This is a genomic window from Rhodopseudomonas infernalis, from assembly GCF_022271405.1.
In the GTDB taxonomy this organism is placed as follows: domain Bacteria; phylum Pseudomonadota; class Alphaproteobacteria; order Rhizobiales; family Xanthobacteraceae; genus Rhodopseudomonas; species Rhodopseudomonas infernalis.
The window spans coordinates 1-17,856 of record NZ_JAJNAL010000067.1 but is presented as its reverse complement, the minus strand read 5'-3'; the positions used below and the strand labels follow the sequence as shown (position 1 = coordinate 17,856).

At 66.1% G+C, this 17,856-nt stretch carries 18 protein-coding genes; 6 read left to right on the top strand and 12 right to left on the bottom strand.

The window, feature by feature from the left end:
* Positions 1 to 154 precede the first annotated feature (154 nt).
* Both LPW26_RS24560 and LPW26_RS24555 read left to right on the top strand, forming a co-directional pair.
* Positions 155 to 1,027: a fumarylacetoacetate hydrolase family protein gene (locus LPW26_RS24560; protein ID WP_238738384.1), complete on the top strand. Its 873-nt coding sequence runs from the start codon at positions 155 to 157 to the stop codon at positions 1,025 to 1,027.
* A gap of 23 nt (positions 1,028 to 1,050) precedes the next feature.
* A complete protein-coding gene (locus LPW26_RS24555) occupies positions 1,051 to 2,676 on the top strand; it encodes a thiamine pyrophosphate-dependent enzyme (RefSeq protein WP_238738383.1) in 1,626 nt (541 codons plus the stop codon).
* Between the two features lie 248 nt (positions 2,677 to 2,924).
* Here LPW26_RS24555 and alkB read toward each other — a convergent pair whose 3' ends face one another.
* Both alkB and LPW26_RS24545 read right to left on the bottom strand, forming a co-directional pair.
* Complete coding sequence (gene alkB / locus LPW26_RS24550) at positions 2,925 to 3,578, bottom strand: DNA oxidative demethylase AlkB (RefSeq protein WP_238738382.1); 654 nt, start codon at positions 3,576 to 3,578, stop codon at positions 2,925 to 2,927.
* A 16-nt stretch (positions 3,579 to 3,594) separates the two neighbouring features.
* Positions 3,595 to 4,494: a LysR family transcriptional regulator gene (locus tag LPW26_RS24545; protein ID WP_238738381.1), complete on the bottom strand. Its 900-nt coding sequence runs from the start codon at positions 4,492 to 4,494 to the stop codon at positions 3,595 to 3,597.
* Positions 4,495 to 4,591: 97 nt separating this feature from the next.
* Between LPW26_RS24545 and LPW26_RS24540 the strand changes: the two genes are divergently transcribed.
* Both LPW26_RS24540 and LPW26_RS24535 read left to right on the top strand, forming a co-directional pair.
* Positions 4,592 to 5,212 (top strand): pyridoxamine 5'-phosphate oxidase family protein, encoded by a 621-nt coding sequence (locus tag LPW26_RS24540; RefSeq protein ID WP_238738380.1) that lies wholly within the window; start codon positions 4,592 to 4,594, stop codon positions 5,210 to 5,212.
* A gap of 68 nt (positions 5,213 to 5,280) precedes the next feature.
* The gene (locus tag LPW26_RS24535; protein ID WP_238738379.1) at positions 5,281 to 5,613 is read left to right on the top strand and encodes a YkgJ family cysteine cluster protein; all 333 of its coding nucleotides are present in this window, start codon (positions 5,281 to 5,283) and stop codon (positions 5,611 to 5,613) included.
* On the opposite strand, the gene LPW26_RS24530 is transcribed toward LPW26_RS24535, so the two are convergent.
* A complete protein-coding gene (locus LPW26_RS24530) occupies positions 5,610 to 6,047 on the bottom strand; it encodes a hypothetical protein (RefSeq protein ID WP_238738378.1) in 438 nt (145 codons plus the stop codon). The two genes, LPW26_RS24535 and LPW26_RS24530, sit on opposite strands and share 4 nt — an antisense overlap.
* A gap of 204 nt (positions 6,048 to 6,251) precedes the next feature.
* On the opposite strand from LPW26_RS24530, the gene LPW26_RS24525 reads away from it, so the two are divergent.
* Positions 6,252 to 6,635 (top strand): hypothetical protein, encoded by a 384-nt coding sequence (locus tag LPW26_RS24525; RefSeq protein ID WP_238738377.1) that lies wholly within the window; start codon positions 6,252 to 6,254, stop codon positions 6,633 to 6,635.
* A gap of 81 nt (positions 6,636 to 6,716) precedes the next feature.
* On the opposite strand, the gene LPW26_RS24520 is transcribed toward LPW26_RS24525, so the two are convergent.
* The 3 genes from LPW26_RS24520 to LPW26_RS24510 all read right to left on the bottom strand — a co-directional run bounded on the left by LPW26_RS24520 (position 6,717) and on the right by LPW26_RS24510 (position 8,928).
* Positions 6,717 to 7,121: a DUF3307 domain-containing protein gene (locus LPW26_RS24520; protein WP_238738385.1), complete on the bottom strand. Its 405-nt coding sequence runs from the start codon at positions 7,119 to 7,121 to the stop codon at positions 6,717 to 6,719.
* 217 nt (positions 7,122 to 7,338) lie between these two features.
* Positions 7,339 to 8,232 carry a DUF6537 domain-containing protein gene (locus LPW26_RS24515; RefSeq protein ID WP_238738376.1) on the bottom strand — a complete coding sequence of 298 codons (894 nt, stop codon included), beginning with the start codon at positions 8,230 to 8,232 and terminating at the stop codon, positions 7,339 to 7,341.
* Between the two features lie 21 nt (positions 8,233 to 8,253).
* Positions 8,254 to 8,928: a Crp/Fnr family transcriptional regulator gene (locus LPW26_RS24510; RefSeq protein WP_238738375.1), complete on the bottom strand. Its 675-nt coding sequence runs from the start codon at positions 8,926 to 8,928 to the stop codon at positions 8,254 to 8,256.
* Between the two features lie 270 nt (positions 8,929 to 9,198).
* Between LPW26_RS24510 and LPW26_RS24505 the strand changes: the two genes are divergently transcribed.
* Entirely contained in the window at positions 9,199 to 9,981 is a 783-nt protein-coding gene (locus LPW26_RS24505) for an enoyl-CoA hydratase/isomerase family protein (protein WP_238738374.1), read from the top strand.
* Positions 9,982 to 10,035: 54 nt separating this feature from the next.
* On the opposite strand, the gene LPW26_RS24500 is transcribed toward LPW26_RS24505, so the two are convergent.
* The 6 genes from LPW26_RS24500 to LPW26_RS24475 form a co-directional block, all read right to left on the bottom strand.
* On the bottom strand, positions 10,036 to 10,683 hold the full coding sequence (locus tag LPW26_RS24500; protein ID WP_406678241.1) for a nitroreductase: 648 nt from the start codon (positions 10,681 to 10,683) through the stop codon (positions 10,036 to 10,038).
* Between the two features lie 197 nt (positions 10,684 to 10,880).
* Complete coding sequence (locus LPW26_RS24495) at positions 10,881 to 12,125, bottom strand: acyl-CoA dehydrogenase (protein ID WP_238738372.1); 1,245 nt, start codon at positions 12,123 to 12,125, stop codon at positions 10,881 to 10,883.
* A 120-nt stretch (positions 12,126 to 12,245) separates the two neighbouring features.
* Positions 12,246 to 13,493, bottom strand: a complete 1,248-nt coding sequence (locus tag LPW26_RS24490) for an acyl-CoA dehydrogenase (protein ID WP_238738371.1) — start codon at positions 13,491 to 13,493, stop codon at positions 12,246 to 12,248.
* Between the two features lie 91 nt (positions 13,494 to 13,584).
* Complete coding sequence (locus LPW26_RS24485; protein ID WP_238738370.1) at positions 13,585 to 14,712, bottom strand: acyl-CoA dehydrogenase family protein; 1,128 nt, start codon at positions 14,710 to 14,712, stop codon at positions 13,585 to 13,587.
* Positions 14,713 to 14,869: 157 nt separating this feature from the next.
* On the bottom strand, positions 14,870 to 16,744 hold the full coding sequence (locus LPW26_RS24480) for an AMP-binding protein (RefSeq protein ID WP_238738369.1): 1,875 nt from the start codon (positions 16,742 to 16,744) through the stop codon (positions 14,870 to 14,872).
* A gap of 78 nt (positions 16,745 to 16,822) precedes the next feature.
* Entirely contained in the window at positions 16,823 to 17,629 is an 807-nt protein-coding gene (locus tag LPW26_RS24475) for an enoyl-CoA hydratase/isomerase family protein (RefSeq protein ID WP_238738368.1), read from the bottom strand.
* Positions 17,630 to 17,856 lie beyond the last annotated feature (227 nt).

The following is a 17,856-nucleotide window of genomic DNA, read 5'->3' as shown; positions in this document are numbered from 1 at the left end:
GGGGGGCGGCGCCCCCCCCCCGGGGCGCCGGGGGGGGGGGTCCACGGGCACTGAGTGTGTGGCTCCCCCCACCCGACCGGCCTTACGGCCGGCCACCCTCCCCGCAAGGGGGAGGGAAACTTAAGCCGCTGCGCCACCAAAACGGATTTCACCCATGACCACCCCTCGCCTCGCCACCTTCACCGTCAACGGGCTCACGCGCTACGGCGCGGTGTGCGATCATGGTGTCGTCGACCTGTCGGCGCGCCACGCCAACGATTATCCGACGCTGCGCGAGGTCATCGCCGCCGGTGCGCTGTCGCGGATCGTCGACGAGGCCGATCACACCGCGCCGGACTTCGCCCGCGACGCGGTGAAGTTCGAGCCGCCGATCCCGCAGCCGGAGAAGATCATCTGCGTCGGCGTCAACTACCCGGACCGCAATGCCGAATACAAGGACGGCAGCGAAGCGCCGAAATTCCCGTCGATGTTCATGCGCACGCCGCGCTCCTTCGTCGGACACGATACGCCGCTGGTGCGGCCGACGGCCTCGAAGCTGCTCGACTATGAGGGCGAGCTGACGCTGGTGATCGGCAAGGGCGGCCGGCACATCAAGGAGGCCGACGCGCTGAACCACATCGCCGCGATCACGCTGTGCAACGAAGGCACGATCCGCGACTGGGTGCGCCACGCCAAGTTCAACGTGACCCAAGGCAAGAATTTCGATCACACCGGCAGCCTCGGGCCGTGGCTGGTGCCCTACAGCGGTGAATCGCAGATCGCCGACATCCGCCTCACCACGCGCGTCAACGGCGAGACGCGGCAGGATGACCGCACCTCACGGATGATCTTCAGTTTCCGCTATCTCATCCATTACATATCGACCTTCACGACGCTGGTGCCGGGCGACATGATCGTCACCGGCACGCCGTCCGGCGCCGGCGCGCGCGCCGAGCCCCCGGTGTATCTGAAGCCCGGCGACCACATCGAGGTCGAAGCCGACGGCATCGGCGTGCTGCGCAACGGCGTCATCGACGAAGTCCACTAATTCCAGTCAATACAGGATCACCCATGAGCGTCATCACCGGCGGCGAAGCGATCGTGCAGGGCCTGGTCGCGCACGGCGTCGACACCGTGTTCGGCCTGCCCGGCGCGCAGATCTACGGCCTGTTCGATGGCTTCGCCAAAGCGCAGCTCAAGGTGATCGGCGCCCGCCACGAGCAGGCCTGCGGCTACATGGCGTTCGGCTACGCGCGCGCGTCCGGCAAGCCCGGCGTGTTCAGCGTCGTGCCGGGGCCCGGCGTGCTCAACGCATCCGCCGCGCTGCTCACCGCGTTCGGCTGCAACGAGCCGGTGATGTGCCTCACCGGTCAGGTGCCGAGTGCGTATCTCGGGAAAGGCCGCGGCCATCTGCACGAGATGCCGGATCAGCTCGCCACCTTGCGCAGCTTCATCAAATGGGCCGAGCGGATCGAATATCCGGGCCAGGCGCCTGCGCTGGTCGCGCGGGCGTTCCAGGAAATGATGAGCGGCCGCCGCGGGCCGGTGGCGCTGGAGATGCCGTGGGACGTGTTCACGCAGCGCGCCGAAACGGCCGCGGCGACAACGCTCGATCCGGTCGCACCGCCAGCGCCTGATCCGGACCGTGTCGCCGCTGCCGCCAAGCTGATCGCCGCCAGCAAGACGCCGATGATCTTCGTCGGCGCCGGCGCGCTGGAGGCCGGTGACGAGATCCTCGAGCTTGCCGAGATGATCGACGCGCCGGTGGTGGCGTTCCGCTCCGGCCGCGGCATCGTCAGCAACCGTCACGAGCTCGGCCTGACCTTCGCCGCCGCTTATGAGCTGTGGCCGCAGACCGATCTGATCATCGGCATCGGCTCGCGCATCGAACTGCCGACGACGTTCCGCTGGCCATTCCGGCCCGAGGGTTTGAAATCGGTGCGCATCGACATCGATCCCGCCGAGATGCGCCGCTTCACGCCGGACGCGGCGATCGTATCGGACTCCAAGGCCGGCGCGCGTGCGCTCGCTGATGCGGTCAGCAAAGCCGGCTACAGCAAGACCAAAGGCCGCCGCGAGGTGATCCGCGCCGCGACGGCCAAGACGAACGAAGCCATCCAAGCGATCCAGCCGCAGATGTCGTACTTGAAAATCCTGCGCGACGTGCTTCCGGACGACGCCATCGTCACGGATGAGCTATCACAAGTCGGATTCGCCTCGTGGTACGGCTTCCCGATCTATCAGCCGCGGACATTCCTCACCTCCGGCTATCAGGGCACGCTCGGCTCTGGCTTCCCGACCGCGCTCGGCGCCAAGGTTGCGTGCCCGGACAAGCCGGTCGTCGCCATCACCGGCGACGGCGGCTTCATGTTCGGCGTGCAGGAGCTCGCCACCGCGGTGCAGTACAAGATCGGCGTGGTGACGCTGGTGTTCGATAACTCGGCCTATGGCAACGTCCGCCGCGATCAGTTGCACGGCTTCGAGGGCCGTGTGGTCGCCTCCGATCTGGTCAATCCGGATTTCGTCAAACTCGCCGAATCGTTCGGCGTCGGCGCGTCGCGCGTCACCTCGCCCGACAATTTTCGCCCGGCGCTGGAAAAGGCGCTCGCCGCCGGCGGCCCGCAACTGATCGCCATCGACGTCCCGCGCGACAGCGAAGCCAGCCCGTGGCCGTTCATTCACCCCGCGAAGCCCTAGCCCCACCCACCGTCATTCCGGGGCGCTCGCGCAGCGAGCGAACCCGGAATCCGGAGCTGTTCTGCGACCGGCCGTCGCCACAACATCGAGATTCCGGGTTCGCGAGCAAGTGCTCGCGCCCCGGAATGACGAGTAATAGGTTGTCTTCGTAGGGTGGGCAAAGGCGCGTAGCGCCGTGCCCACGCGTAACAGGGATCGCATTGCGGCTCCGCGTGGGCACGCTTCGCTTTGCCCACCCTACGGCGCCCCTACATCGCCTTGCGGAAGGTCAGATTGATGCGCTGACGGCCGAGCAGCGGATGCTCGCCGTCTTTCAGCGTCAGCACGCCGTGATACACCAGCCGCGTCGGGCCGCCCCAGACGAACACGTCGCCGTGGCGCAACTCGTAGCGGCGGGGTTTGTCGCTGCGGGCCATGCCGCCGAATTGAAATACAGCCGGCAGGCCGAGCGAAACCGATACGATCGGTGCCGAGAAATCGCGCTCGTCCTTGTCCTGATGCAGCGCCATCTTGGCGCCGGGGACGTAGCGGTTGATCAGGCAGGCATCCGGATCGAAACCGTCAAACCCGGCCTCCGCGGCGGCGCGCTGCGCCAGATCGCGCAGCACCGCCGGCATCTGCGGCCACGGCTGCGCACTGTCCGGATCGTCCGGCGAATAGCGATAGCCGCGGCGGTCCGTCACCCAGCCGGCACTCCCGCAGCTGGTCATCGCCACCGACATCGTATGGCCGCCGGGCGTCATCATGTGGCGGAACGGCGCGCGCGCCGCCACCGCGTCAATCGCTTCGATCAGGGCGCGGTCCTGAACTCCGGCAAAGCTGCGCAGCAGCGCCGCGCCCGGTGCGATATCCTCGCGGCGCGGCGGTTCGGGAACGGTGTCGAACAGATCGGCCGTGGTCACGTGCTCAGTCCCTCCGTCATGCCTCGCCGAACCGCCAATCGCCGGCCTCCGCTAATAGATCGACGAAAGCGCGGACCTTCGCCGACAATAGTCGCGATGTCGGATACACGATCGCGATCGGCAGCGGCGGCACTTCGTAGTCCGCGAGCACGATTTGCAGCCGTCCCGCCGCGATCGCATCCGCCGCCTGATAGGCCAGCACCCGCGTCAGGCCTCCGCCGCGCTCGGCATCGAGGATTGCGACATCGGCCACATTGCTGACGAGCCGCGGCGCGCAGGGGACGCGAACGTCGCGGCCATCCACGACGAAACGCCAATCGATTGGCGATCCGGTCTGGCCGAAATGCACAACATCATGCCCATCGATTTCTGCTGGCGTTTGCGGCGTGCCGCGCGCCGCCAGATAGTCCGGCGACGCCACCACGATCCGCCGCATCGCCCCAAGCTGCCGCGCCACCAGGCTCGAATCGGCGAGATGGCCGATCCGCACCGCGCAGTCGACGCCGTCTTCGACGAGGCTGATCATCAGGTCCGACAGCCGCAGTTCGCCGGTCACCTCCGGATAGCGCTTCAGATAGTCCGACAGCAGCGGCGCGATATAGCGGCGGCCGAAGCCCACCGGGGCCGAGACCACCAGCCGCCCGGACGGCCGCGTGCGTTCGGCCCAAGCCGAAGCGTCCGCCTCCTCCAGATCGGCAAGGATGCGCCGCACCCGCTCGAGATAGCGCACCCCGGTGTCGGTGAGCGCGACGGAGCGCGTGGTCCGCTGCAGCAGCCGGGCGCCGAGATGCTGTTCGAGCGCGGCGACGGAGCGCGTCACCGCAGACGGCGACAGCCCGAGCTTGCGCGCAGCCGGCGCAAAACCCTGCAGATCGGCAACGGCGACGAAGGCCGTCATGGCATCCAGGCGGTCCATGGCATCATTTCAAATTCGGCAACAATGAAGTGTCAAATCAACTGATTGTATCGAGCGGCGCGGAGAGCGATCTAGGGTGCCACAGCAGGAGGTTCTCATGACCGCAGCACTGCAAGCTTCCAGCGACATCGCTTTCACCCCGGCGGTCAAGGCGATCCAGGCCCGCAAGGGCTCGCGCGACACCTATGCCCGCGTCGAGCGTCACGGCGGCTGGGCAACGACGATCGACGACCATCTCGCCGCCTTCCTCGGCGCGCAGACCAGCGTGATGCTCGCCACCGCGAGCGCTGACGGGCAGCCCTATATCCAGCACCGCGGCGGGCCGGCCGGCTTTCTCCATGTCCTCGACGACCACACCATCGGGTTCGTCGATTTCAAGGGCAACCAGCAGTTCATCACCCAGGGTAATCTGACGGAGAACCCCAAGGCCTATCTGTTCCTGATCGACTACGCGCATCGCCGGCGCATCAAGATCTGGGGAACAGCCCGTGTGATCGAGGACGATCCGGCGCTGATCGCGCGGCTGATGCCGAAGGACACCAAGGCACGGCCCGAACAGGCGATCCTGTTCGAGGTCGCCGCTTGGGATACGAACTGCCCGCAGCACATTCCGCAGAAGTTCGATGCCGCCGATGTGGCAGCGGCGATCACCTCGCGCGACATCCGGATCGCCGAACTCGAAGCGCTGCTCGCAGCCGCTACAAAGCCGCGAGAATAACTGCGTGGTTCCGGCATTCAGCCCGGCGGACGGTTTCGCAGATCGGCGGTTGAGCCTAAACAGGCGGGATGACCAGCCCTGATCCGACCGCCACAGACAGCCCGTGCCAGAGCTGCGGCGCGTGCTGTGCCTATTCGGCCAATTGGCCGCGCTTTACGATCGAGGACGACGCCGCGCTCGACGCGATCCCGTCTGAGCTCGTCAATGCCCGGCTGTCCGGCATGAAGTGCGAGGGCGAGCGCTGCTGCGCCCTCGCCGGAACGGTCGGCGAAGCCACCGCCTGCAGGATCTATGCGCTGCGGCCGGACGTCTGCCGCGAGTGCAAGCCGGGTGATCCCGAATGCGGGATGGCGCGCCGTCGCTACGGCCTTCCGGCGCTGCCGGAGGCGAGCGTCGGCTAGCCCAGCCCGGCCAGGCTCGGTTCAGCCTCCGCCTCGACGTGCGGCGGCAGGTCGTCATCGAGTCCATCCTCATCGAGCGGCGCAAAGCTCGACAACGGCGTGGTCGACAGCGTGATCGCCTTGCGATGGCTGTAGCTGGCCTGTGGCCGGTGACGAGGCTTTGCCTCCTCCCGCGCCAGTGCGGCCAGAACGGAACCGACCCGGCCACCGTGATGGATCAGGTCGCGAACTTCGCAGCTCGCGGCGATGGTAACGGCCAGCGCGTGCAGATGCGCGCGCCGGTAACAGAACAGAGCCAACTGGGCTCGAACGTCGGAAGAGACACTGTCCACAAGGGCGGGCAGACCGTTCTCGTTGGCGCGATACATCGCTCCAAGGAGATCGTCCCGGACGGGACAGTGGTCGTTTTCGAAGGCTTCACGGCTCGACAACATCGGCGTTTCTCCGAGGCGACAACGATGGAGAGGATGCGGTCGAAGTTGTTAATGAGCTCTTAACTATCCCTTCTGATACCTCCATCGACCCCTGCGCGATTCGCATGGAACGAAAACGTGTTCCCGTTTTTCGGTTCGTTCAGATTTGATCAGTGCGGCTGCAGGATCGGCGCTAACCTCCGGAACTGCGGTTCCCGAAGCCGCATGACGGACGTCACGATGGAGGGTGCGATGAGCGAACCCGTGACACAGTTTCCCAATCTGTTGGTCCACGACATCAAGGCGTTTGCGCCCGCAGGCGTCGCGTTTTGGCAGACCGAAGAAACCATTCTGGCCGGCATGAAGGAGTTTGCCGAAGGCTGGTTCGAGCGCCGGCGAATCGGCACGCACGCGGCCCTCGAGGCCGCCAAGCTGATAAGTCAGGCGGCGACCCCGCTGGATGCACTCCGCGAGTATCAAGACTGGCTGGGTGGCGCGTTCGCCCGCGTGCTGGAGGACGGGATGGCCTTCCAGCAACAACTCACCAAGGCCAACGCCAGGATCGCATCCCGCCAGACGCAGACCGAGAGCGGCGGTCCGTCGATCTAAGCGATGGGAGTGCCGGACATCTAGCGGCTTGCCACTTGGACCAGGGAAGCCGCGATGTCGTCGATCGCGAGCGCGAGCGGATCAGGGATTTGCGGCCAGCAGCACCGACAGGCCGAACCCGGTCAGGTGATGCAGCGCCTGGTCGGTGCCGATCAGCCACCAGAACCATCGCGACTCCGGCGTGATGTTGAACGTCGCGACGCAGAAGCCCTTGGCGCGATCGATCGCCAGATGGATGGCAAAATCGACCAGGCCGATGAACCAGTAGCGCGGCGCCAGCACCAGCATCACCGCGGTGGTCAGCAGCAAATGGACGCCGCAATGCGCCAGCAGCGGCAGCGCCCAGCCGGTCTTCTGGTCTTTGCCGAGCGCCATCCATTTGTTCTGAAAATAGAAGTCGGCAAACACGTGCTTGATGGTGAGCACGAGCATCCATCCGACGAGCGCACCAACGGAAACCGTCGACGACATGTGGGGTAGGATCAAACTCAAGCCCTTTGCTGGGCCCGGCGGACGTATCGGGACATGAACGGCAGTACGCCGTTGAGCTTCATCCGACATTCCGCGCGAGCGCTAAGCACCTCAACGGCCTTCGACCGTGATGGCTTTATGACATTTCTGGTTCCAGAATGCACGCGGGTGAAACTCCGAGGCGGGATGCTCAACGGCTTTCTTGATCGCGGACGCGCGGCTTTGCTCGCGATCATCGCGGCAGCACCGATTCCTCAACCGCCGCCGCGGCGTCGGCACGGGCGCGGATCGCTGCGAGACAGCGCTTGAGCGCGGTCTGCCGACGATCTGGCACCGCAGCAGCGCGCGCCTCCGCGATCGCCGCCGCCAGATCATCCACCACCAGCGTGCCGGCGAACACCGGCTTGACCAAGCTGTCGATGATCAGCGTCCAGTTGGCCAGACCGTAGCGATAGGCATCACCATAACCGCCGATCATCGTGGCGCTCTGCACCACGGCCCACACCGCCTCCGGCCGCTTGGACAGGCACCGGTCGATCATGTGCAGCCAGCGCTCCACCAGGGTCCGCTCCTGCGCGTACCGGATCGACAGCAGGCGCCAGCGCCGCAGCCACGCCTCGACACGCAGCCGGCGGATGCCGAGCCAGTCGGTGGCGTTGAACCGCATTTTCATGTGGATATGCTGCCACCCCAACGAGCCGAGCAGCTTGAGCAGCGGCCGCGCGAGCACCACCGGCAGCGCCGACACCCACTCGTCGATGCGAAACCGGCATTTGCGATCGACCCGAACGGTCGGCACGCCATCCGGCCCGATCCTGGCCTCGATCAGTGCAAGTTGCGCCAGTCGGAACGGATCCTCGTAGGTCATCCGCACCAGCATCAGCCGGGCGATTTCGTGCAGCAGCTCTTCGCCGACATCGGGCCGCTGCGCGAAGCGCGCGATCCGCTCGAGATACAGCAGAGCGTGGCGACGACCCTGATACACCACCAGTTGCTCGACCGCGTCATTGACCAGCGCCCGCATCGCCGGCGACAACCCAGGCGGCAGTTGCAGGGCGACGACGCGGTCACGCTCGCCGATGATCTCGGCGAGCGTGGTCCGCATCGCATCGACATAGCCGACCATCGGGTGCCCTCTCCCCGGCCGCTACGCCGTCTCGCTCGCGACCTCGACCGGCACCGGCACATGCGCCTGTGCCAGCCGGGCTTCCAGCGTCTCGATGTTTTGAAACAGCCGCGCGCTGGCGAGGCGGAGGAAGTAGAAGCCGAACTCGGGATTCTGCACGTACAGCTCCTCGACCTGGCGATAGCTGACGCCGAGCACCATGCCGGATTCGATACACTCCAGCGTCTGGGTTCGGGTATTGGACGGCGACAGCATGCCGAGCTCGCCGACGATCGCGCCGACCGGCAGCTCGATGCCGGACTCGACCAGGCGGAAGCGGCCGCTGACGATGTAGTACATATGCTCGGCTTTTTCGTCCTTGTAGAAGATCTCCTCGCCGGCCTGGCACTGCCGCTTGGTCATGAACGGCTTCAGCCACTCCATCGACAGGTCGCTGTTGACCGACTTCTTCACGTCGCGCACCAGTTGCAGCATCTGCTGCAGGCGCCAGACATTGACCGGCAGCAGCACGGCGTGCAGCGCCATGGTCGGATAGTTGTGGGTCGGGATCGAGATCGCGATCAGCAGCATGTTGGCCAGGATGCCGAACACGCGCAGCGGAATCATCGTCCGCATCGTCGCCGTCGCCACCACAAAGATGGTGGCGAACACGCTGCCCGCGGTGCCGGCATGCTGGGCGATGTGGGACATATCCATGAGGCCAACCCGTGTTCGCGAACCTGATCGAAGCGACGACATCCGCAGCGCGCAGCAGCGCCGACCGGCCGATCCGCGTGCCTGGAATACACGCGGAAACGGACGGGATTATAAACAACCCATAGCACCGAATGCCACCGCCCCCACAGCACACACCCGGGCGCTCTCGAATCATTGACGGCGATGGCCGCCGGCGGGCAGTTTGCCACGTTCCCACCAGCCGTTAGCGCTGCGCGCCGACTGGCACCTCGCCTCCGGAGACACGCCCTGATGTCGGACACCGACAGCGCCAGCCCGCCCGTCCTCAGCATCGACGGCCCACGTGCTACGATCCGGCTGAACCGGCCGAAGCACCTGAACCGCCTGCTGGCCGACGATCTCGCCACGCTGCTGGGGCAGTTCGAGCAGATCGATACAGATCCGTCGATCCGGGTGCTGGTACTGACCGGAACCGGCCGGGCCTTCTCCGGCGGGTTCGATCTCGACGAGATCGCCGCGCGCGCCACCAGCGAGACCGACAGCGAATCCTCCGCCGCCGCCTTCGGCGCCGTGGTGGATCGTCTCGAGGATCTGCGGGTGCCGACGATCTGCCGGCTCAACGGCGGCGTCTATGGCGGCGCCACCGATCTGGCGCTGGCTTGCGACTTCCGCATCGGCGCCGACAGCGCCGAGATGTTCATGCCGGCGGCGCGGCTCGGGCTGCATTACTACCCGAGCGGCATCAAGCGCTACGTCACCCGGCTCGGCGTCGACAACGCCAAGAAGATGTTCCTGACGGCGCAGCGGATCGACGCCGCCGAGATGCTGCGGATCGGCTACCTCACAACCATGGTGCCGATGGACCGGCTCGACCGCGAGGTCGATGCGCTCGCCACCACGCTGGCCGGCCACGCACCGAATGCCGTCGCCGGCATGAAACGCGCCATCAACGAGTTCGCTCGCCAGGCCTTCGACGAAGCCGCCGCGGACGCCCGCTCCCGCGCCTCGATGCGCAGCCAAGAAATCCGCGAAGGCATTGCGGCATTCACAGAAAAGCGCGCGCCGCGGTTTTAGACGAGGCGCGCGCTGCGGATTGGACGTGGAAAGAGGTTGTGCGTCTGACCGCGCTTACTTGTCCACGAACGTCACCACCTCGCCGAGCGCGGCGCGGTTGGTGCGGTAGCTGTTGGCCTTGTGATCGCGGTCGGTGTAGCCGAACGACATGCCACAGACGATGCGGCGGTCGTCGGCGATGCCGAAATGCTTGCGAACGACCGAGGCGTGAAACGCCAGCGCCGCCTGCGGCACGACCGCCACCCCGAGCGCCTGCGCCGCCAGCATGAACGAGGTAAGGTAGCCGCCGCAATCCACCGCGCCGTAGACGCCGAGCGCCTCGTCGGTGGTGATGATCGCGGCATGCGGCGCGCCGAAGAAGTTGAAGTTCTCCAACGCCTGCTTGGCGTAACCGGCCTTGTCGCCGCGCTCGATGCCGAGCGTGTTGTAGAGCTGGAAACCGCTTTCGCGCCGGCGATCGAGATAGACGCCGCGATACTCGCGCGGAAATTCGAAGTCGCCGGACATCGGCGCACCGCTGGCCGCCACCGGATAAAGCGCGTCGCGAAACTTCTTGGTCGCCTCGCCGGACGTGATGACGAGCTGCCACGGCTGGCTGTTGCACCACGACGCCGTCTTCTGCGCCGCGGTCAGGATGCGCTCGAGGATCTCGCGCGGCACCGGATCCGGCTTGAACGCCCGGCACGAGAACCGCGCGGCCATCAGGTCTTCGAGCACGTCGATCGGGGCGGAGGCAGCCGTCATGATAGTCCCATTCCTGATTGTTCGTCATTCCGGGGCGCGCGCAGCGCGAACCCGGAATCCATAACCACTGTCAGAGAGTATGGATTCCGGGCCGGCGTCCCAAGAGGGACGCATCCCGGATGACGAGGTGAGAGTTTTCGAGCGGCGTGGAGACTTCACCGCCCCTTGGTCGGAATCTTGTTGAACGGCACGTCCTTGTCGACGCGGATGTCGCCGGGCAGGCCGAGCACGCGCTCGGCGATGATGTTGCGCAGGATCTCGTCGGTACCGCCGGCGATGCGCATCGACGGCGAGCCGAGCAGCATCGCCTGGAAGCTGCCGCCGGCCTCGGCTTCCGCCGGATCGGTGAACACGCCGGCCGCGCCTTCCAGATCCATCGCGAACGCCGCAATATCCTGCAGCATCGGGCCGGCGACCAGCTTGCCGATCGAATTCTCCGGGCCCGGACGCTCGCCCTTCGACAGCGCCGAGATCGACCGATAGGAGGTGTACTTCAGGCCGCTGGCCTTCACGGCCCAGTTGGCGAGCTTGCTGCGCACCGCCGGATCATTGATCGCGGGGCCATTCTCGGTGGCCAGATTGTTGCAGAACGCGAAGATCTCCGGGAAGCCGGTGGCGAGCCGCGCGCCGATCGACATGCGCTCGTTCATCAGCGTGGTCAGCGACACGTTCCAGCCGTCGCCGACGGCGCCGAGGCGCTGGCTGTCCGGAATCCGCACGTTGGTGAAGAACACCTCGTTGAATTCCTGCATGCCGTTGGCCTGCTTGATCGGCTTCACCTCGACGCCGGCGCTCTTCATATCGAGGAAGAACATCGTCAGCCCCTTGTGCTTCGGCACGTTGGGGTCGGTGCGGGTAATCAGCAGGCCGTAGTCCGAGTAGTGCGCGCCGGAGGTCCAGATCTTCTGGCCGTTGATGATCCAGTCGTCGCCGTCCTTCTCGGCGCGGGTGCGCAGGCCGGCAACGTCCGAACCGCCGGCCGGCTCGGAGAACAGCTGGCACCAGATGTTCTCGCCCGACGCCAGCTTCGGCAGATACTTGCGCTTGTCGTCCTCGCCGCCATAGGCCATCACGGTCGGGCCGCACATGCCCTCGCCGATCTGGAACGGCTGCGTCAGCTTGCCGTAGACGCCCTCTTCCTGCTGCCAGATCACCTTCTCGATCGGCGTCGCGCCGCGGCCGCCATATTCCTTCGGCCAGGTCAGGCATGACCAGCCGCCCTCGGCCTTCTTCTTCTGCCAGGCCTTGCCGACCTCGACGATGTCGGCGTTCTTCAGGCTGATGCGGCCGAGGCCCGACTTGGTCAATTCCTGTTCGTACTGCTTCGGCGCGTTGGCATCGATCCACGCGCGAGCCTTGGCGCGAAACTCGGCTTCCTGCGGCGTATCGTCGAAATTCATCTCAGCCTCTCGTGGTGTTCGTTTGCCGGCACCGTAGGATGGGTTGAGCCCTTGCGAAACCCATCAACTACTCGCCCCGATAACCGATGGGTTTCGCTACGCTCAACCCATCCTACGCGTCTAAGCCCGCCCGCGCGTCGGGATCTTGTTGAACGGCACGTCCTTGTCGACGCGGATATCGCCGGGCAGGCCAAGCACGCGCTCGGCTATGATGTTGCGCAGGATCTCGTCGGTGCCGCCTTCGACGCGGGTCGCCGGGGAGCGCAGCAGCATCGCCTGGAAGCGGCCGCCGACATCGGCATCCTCAGGAGCGCTCAGCACGCCCGCGGCGCCCTGCAGGTCGAGCGCGTACATCGCGACTTCCTGGATCATCGAACCGGCGACCAGCTTGCCGATCGAATTCTCCGGCCCCGGCCGCTGGCCTTTCGACAGCGCCGAGATCGAGCGGAAGCTGGTGTACTTCAGCCCGCTGGCCTTCACGGCCCAGTTCGCCAGCTTGCTCCGCACCGCGCGATCGTCGAGCGCCGGCGCGCCGTCGAGCGTCAGCGAATTGCAATAGTCGAACAGCTCCGGGAAGCCGGTCGCCACATTGGCGCCGATCGACATACGCTCGTTCATCAGCGTCGTCAGCGACACATTCCAGCCGTCGCCGACCGCGCCGAGCCGCTGGCTGTCCGGAATCCGCACGTCGGTGAAGTACACCTCGTTGAAGTCGGAATTGCCGTTGGCCTGCTTGATCGGCTTGATCTCGACGCCCTTGCTCTTCATGTCGAGGAAGAACATCGTCAGGCCCTTGTGCTTGGGCACGGTCGGGTCGGTGCGGGTGATCAGGATGCCGTAGTCCGAGTAGTGCGCGCCGGAGGTCCAGATTTTCTGGCCGTTGATGACCCAGTCGTCGCCATCCTTCTCGGCGCGGGTGCGCAGACCCGCGACGTCGGAACCGCCGGCCGGCTCGGAGAACAGCTGGCACCAGACGTTCTCGCCGGAGCCGAGCGGCGGCAGATAGTGCCGCTTCTGGTCTTCCGAGGCGTAGGCCATCATGGTCGGGCCGCACATGCCCTGCCCGATGATGAACATCGCGGTGAGCTTGCCGAACACGCCCTCTTCCTGCTGCCAGATCACGCGCTCGATCGGCGAGGCGCCGCGGCCGCCATATTCCTTCGGCCAGTGCGGCACGGCCCAGCCGGCGTCGGCCTTCTTCTTCTGCCAGGCCTTGGCAACCTCGAGAATATTGGCACCCTCGAGATGCACGCGGCCGAGCGACGCCTTGCGCAGTTCGGCTTCGTATTGCTTCGGCGCGTTGGCGTCGATCCAGGCGCGCGCCTTGGCGCGGAATTCGGCTTCCTGCGGCGTATCGTCGAAATTCATTGGCGTAGGCCTTTGTAAGGTGGGCAAAGCGGAGCGTGCCCACCAATGCTGAAACGTGGGCTCGCAAGCGAGCCCACCCTACGGATTTGGCTTACGCCGCGTTCTTCTGGCGCATGCGGTCGATCAACTGATCTTCCCAGTACGACTGGCTGCCGAGCGCCAGCGCCAGTGCGTTGGAGCGGCGATAGTACAGGTGGCAGTCGAACTCCCAGGTAAAGCCCATGCCGCCGTGCACCTGGATGTTCTGCTTGGCGCAATGCTGGAACGCCTGCGTGGCGCTGATCCGCGCCGCAGCCGCGGCTTCGGCGAGTTCACCGGCGTCAGTCGAGAGCGCCCAGGCGCCGTAGTAGCAGTTCGAACGTGCCAGCGTCGCCGAGACGTACATGTCGGCGAGGATGTGCTTGACGGCCTGGAACGAGCCGATCGGACGGCCGAACGCGATGCGGTCGAGCGCGTAGTCGCGGCCCATCTCCAGCGCGCGGTCGGCGCCGCCGACCTGCTCGAATGCGATCAGCACCGCGGCGCGGTCCATCACGCGCGACAGGATGCTCCAGCCCTCGCCCGCCGCGCCGAGCGGCTCCGCCTTGGCACCGTCGAACACCAGCTCGGCCTGCTGCCGCGACGGGTCGACGTTGGTGAGCGGCTTGGCGGTGACGCCGCCGGCCTTGAGATCGACCAGGAACAGCGAGATGTCGGCCTCGCGCCCGCTGTTGCCGGTGCGCGCCGCGACGATCGCGAAGTCGGAGATCGCACCGTCCGCGACCGGCTTCTTGGTGCCGGAGACCTTGCCGTTCGATGCGGTGACCTGGACGGCCTTGGGCGACGGATTGCCGGTGCCCTCGAACAGCGCCAGCGTGCCGATCGCCTCGCCCGACGAGATCTTCGGCAGCCACTTCTGCTTCTGCTCGTCCGAGCCGGCAATCAGCAGCGCTTCGGCCGCGAGGTACACCGTCGAGGCGAACGGCACCGGCGCCAGCGCGCGGCCGAGCTCTTCGGCGATGACGCAGAGTTCCAGATGCCCCGCCCCGGTGCCGCCGAACTCCTCCGGGATCGCAACGCCGAGGAAGCCCATCTCGGCGAGGCCCTTCCACAGCTCGCGATCGTAATCCGCCTTGCCCTCGAGGACAGCGCGCACCGCCTTCGGCGGGCATTTCTCAGCGAGAAACCGCCGGGCCTGATCGCGAAGTTGCTTCTGGTCGTCGGAGAAATCGAAGTTCATGGGCGTGTCTCGTTGTTGTTAGTTGTTAGTGTTGGTCATTCCGGGGCGCGCGCAGCGAAGCTGCGTGCGAACCCGGAATCTGAAACGGGCCCGTCGAAATTCCGGGTTCGCGCTACGCGCGCCCCGGAATGACGGAGAGTTTGTTCGGGGGCGCGGCTCACTTCAGCACCACCACCTCGTCATCGGGCGTCTCGGCATACAGCCGCTTGACCAGATCGGCGCGGCGTTCGAGGCCGGCGCGCTGGTTGATGTAGCCTTTGTCGGTGAGTTCGTTGCCGTCGATCGACGGCGGCTCGCTCATCAGCATGGCGCGGGCGATGCGCATCGAGCTCACGCCCTTGACGTCGGCATTGTGCTGCTCCAGGCCCGCCTTGAATGCCGCAAGCACCGCAGGATGCTTCACCACGTCCTCGAAGGTCGCGTCCGGGTTGCCGACGATCTGCCGGCAGGCGTGCAGGTTCGGCCACGCCAGCAGGCCGATGAACTCGCGGTCCTGCCCGGCCACCAGCGCGTCCTGCACCACCGGGGTCGCGGCAGCGATCGCGTCGGTGCGCACCGTGCTGACATGCACGAAAGTGCCGGTCATCAGCTTGAAGTCCTCGACGACGCGGCCGGCAAAGATGATGCCCTTCACCGGATCGTTCGGATCGACGAACACGCCGGCGTCGCCGATCTTGTAGAAACCTTCTTCGTCGAAAGCTTTTTCGGTGAGGTCGGGCTGGCCATAGTAACCCGGCATCACATTGATGCCGCGCAGCCGCAGTTCGTACTTGTCGCCGATCGGCAGCATCTTCAGCTCGACGCCGGGGAACGGCAGGCCGATCAGGCCGACGCGCTCGGTGTCCCAATAGGTGCCGGTCGAGGTCGGCGCCGTCTCGGTCGAGCCCCAGCCGGTGTAGAACACCAGCCGCTCGCCGGTGGCGCGCACCGCCAGCGCCTGCATCCGCTCGTAGAGATCGTCCGGCAGCCGCGCGCCGCCATAGGCCATCAGGCCGAGGTTCTTGAAGAACGACCGGCAAAGCGCGTCGTCCTTCTCCATCGCGCTCGCCAGCGCCGCATAGCCGGCGGGAACGTTGGCGTAGTAGGTCGGCGAAATCTCGCGCAGGTTGCGCAGCGTTTCCTCGATCAGCCCGGGCACCGGCCGGCCGTCATCGATGTACATCGTGCCGCCTTCGATCAGCAGCGGATTGAACGACGCGTTGCCGCCCATGGTGTGGTTCCAGGGCATCCAGTCGAGATTGACCGGCAGCGGGCCGTTCGGATCGCGCGGTCGCACCTGCATCATCATCGCGGCGTTGGCGCACATCATGCGCTGGGTGTTGATCACCGCCTTCGGCATGCCGGTGGAACCGGAGGTGAACAGCAGCTTGGCGACGGTGTCGGGCGTGATCTGCGCGACCGACTGCTCGACCTCGTCGGTCACCGGCGTCGCCGCCATCTCGGCGAACGACACGCTGGCGATGCCTTCGGCCGGATTGGCGACGTGAACCACCTGCACGCCGGACAGATCCAGCGCATTCAGTGCCTTGCTGAACTGAGCGCCGTCCTGCACCAGCACCACGGCCGGCTTCACCAGGTCGAACAGATATTTGAGCTTCTGATGATCCTGGCTCATCAGCGAATAGGCCGGCGACACCGGCGCGGTCGGGATCCGCGCCTGCATCGCCGCCATCATCATCAGCGCGTGCTCGATCGAATTGCCCGACAGGATCGTGACCGGGCGGCCTTCCGGGAGTTTCAGATTCAGCAGCGCCTGGGTCAGCCCATCTGCGGTGCGCTTGGCTTCGGCGTAGGAGACCTTGCGCCACTGCCGTTCGGCGCCGCCGCGCTGCGCCAGCCAGATGTGATCAGGGCGCTGCCTGGCCCATTTCGCCAGCGCCATCGGCAGATGCGGATCGTGATCCTTCAGCGGGAAGCGCGACTTCATCACGATGACGCCGTCGGCGCGACGATCGACGTCGATCTCGCGCGGCAACCAATTGACCTTGCGGAAGGCCGGCTTGGTCAGCACTGCGGCGGCGGTTGAAGTCATCCCTGGTTTCTCCCGTCTTGGCCTCTTGTCGGGCCGCTGGTTTTCTTGATTGTCGCACGCCGCATCGACGCGCCAGGTTTAGCGGCGAATATAGACCGGCTTGCGCTTTTCAAGGAAGGCCGCGATACCCTCGGCGAAGTCTTCCGAGCGCGAGCACAGCACCTGGTTGCGATCCTCCATCGCGATCACCTGCTCGATCGAGCCGGCATCGACCGCCATGTTGAGGCATTCCTTCGACAGCCGCAGACCGACCGGCGACGCCGCCATCATCGCATCGACGAACGGCTGTGCCGCAGCATCGAGCTGATCGTCCTCGACCAGTTCCGACACCAGCCCGGTCATCAACGCACGCTCGGCGCCGATGAAGCGGCCGGTGAGGATCAGTTCGGACGCGACCGACACACCGACCAGGCGCGGCAAAAAGTAGCTGGTGCCGATATCGCAGCCGCCCAGCCCGAGCTTGATAAATGCACAGTTCATTCGCGCGCTGCGGCCCGCGATGCGGACGTCGGCGGCGAGCGCCAGCGCGAAACCGCCGCCAGCGGCCGCGCCCTGCACCAACGCGATGATCGGCTGCGGACAGCGGCGCATCAGCATCACGATGTCGGCGATGCGGCGCTGTGAATCCAGCGATTCGGTGACGCCCGGCGGCTCCTGCTGCTTGCCGCGCCGGCCCATCGCGGCCTTGAGATCGAGCCCGGCGCAGAAGTTCTTGCCGGCGCCTTTCAGCACGACGACGCGGGTGTCGCGATTGCGCTGCAGCTGGCCGAAATAGGCGTTGAGCGCATCGACCATTTCGGGGTTCAGCGCATTCAGGCTGTCGGGACGGTTGAGCGTCACCCAATCGACGCCATCGCGATGATCGACCAGCAGAACCTGGGTCACAGCTTCACTCCCGCAACTTGTTGTTCTTATGCTCTGCGAAGCGAGAGCTTATTTTCGCCGATCGCGGCGGTTGCTAGTGCCGTATGCGGCGGTCGTTGGTGCGCCCTCTCCCCGTGTGGGAGAAGGCTTGTTTGCGTTGGCCGCGATGTCCGCCCGGTGAGGGGACCGGACTCGCGGCGGGGGGGGGGGGGGGGGGGGGGGGGGGGGGCCGCCGCCGCCCCCGGCGG

Excerpts from the sequence above, each read along its gene's own strand:
- LPW26_RS24490 (WP_238738371.1), bottom strand. The coding sequence starts at position 13,493 with ATGAATTTCGACGATACGCCGCAGGAAGCCGAATTCCGCGCCAAGGCG.
- LPW26_RS24500 (WP_406678241.1), bottom strand. The coding sequence starts at position 10,683 with ATGGCCGCGCGGTTCTCGTGCCGGGCGTTCAAGCCGGATCCGGTGCCG.
- LPW26_RS24540 (WP_238738380.1), top strand. The coding sequence starts at position 4,592 with ATGACCGCAGCACTGCAAGCTTCCAGCGACATCGCTTTCACCCCGGCG.
- LPW26_RS24555 (WP_238738383.1), top strand. The coding sequence starts at position 1,051 with ATGAGCGTCATCACCGGCGGCGAAGCGATCGTGCAGGGCCTGGTCGCG.
- LPW26_RS24515 (WP_238738376.1), bottom strand. The coding sequence starts at position 8,232 with ATGGTCGGCTATGTCGATGCGATGCGGACCACGCTCGCCGAGATCATC.
- LPW26_RS24480 (WP_238738369.1), bottom strand. The coding sequence starts at position 16,744 with ATGACTTCAACCGCCGCCGCAGTGCTGACCAAGCCGGCCTTCCGCAAG.
- LPW26_RS24505 (WP_238738374.1), top strand. The coding sequence starts at position 9,199 with ATGTCGGACACCGACAGCGCCAGCCCGCCCGTCCTCAGCATCGACGGC.
- LPW26_RS24535 (WP_238738379.1), top strand. The coding sequence starts at position 5,281 with ATGACCAGCCCTGATCCGACCGCCACAGACAGCCCGTGCCAGAGCTGC.
- LPW26_RS24530 (WP_238738378.1), bottom strand. The coding sequence starts at position 6,047 with ATGTTGTCGAGCCGTGAAGCCTTCGAAAACGACCACTGTCCCGTCCGG.
- LPW26_RS24560 (WP_238738384.1), top strand. The coding sequence starts at position 155 with ATGACCACCCCTCGCCTCGCCACCTTCACCGTCAACGGGCTCACGCGC.
- LPW26_RS24525 (WP_238738377.1), top strand. The coding sequence starts at position 6,252 with ATGACGGACGTCACGATGGAGGGTGCGATGAGCGAACCCGTGACACAG.
- LPW26_RS24495 (WP_238738372.1), bottom strand. The coding sequence starts at position 12,125 with ATGAATTTCGACGATACGCCGCAGGAAGCCGAGTTTCGCGCCAAGGCT.
- LPW26_RS24510 (WP_238738375.1), bottom strand. The coding sequence starts at position 8,928 with ATGGATATGTCCCACATCGCCCAGCATGCCGGCACCGCGGGCAGCGTG.
- LPW26_RS24485 (WP_238738370.1), bottom strand. The coding sequence starts at position 14,712 with ATGAACTTCGATTTCTCCGACGACCAGAAGCAACTTCGCGATCAGGCC.
- LPW26_RS24545 (WP_238738381.1), bottom strand. The coding sequence starts at position 4,494 with ATGGACCGCCTGGATGCCATGACGGCCTTCGTCGCCGTTGCCGATCTG.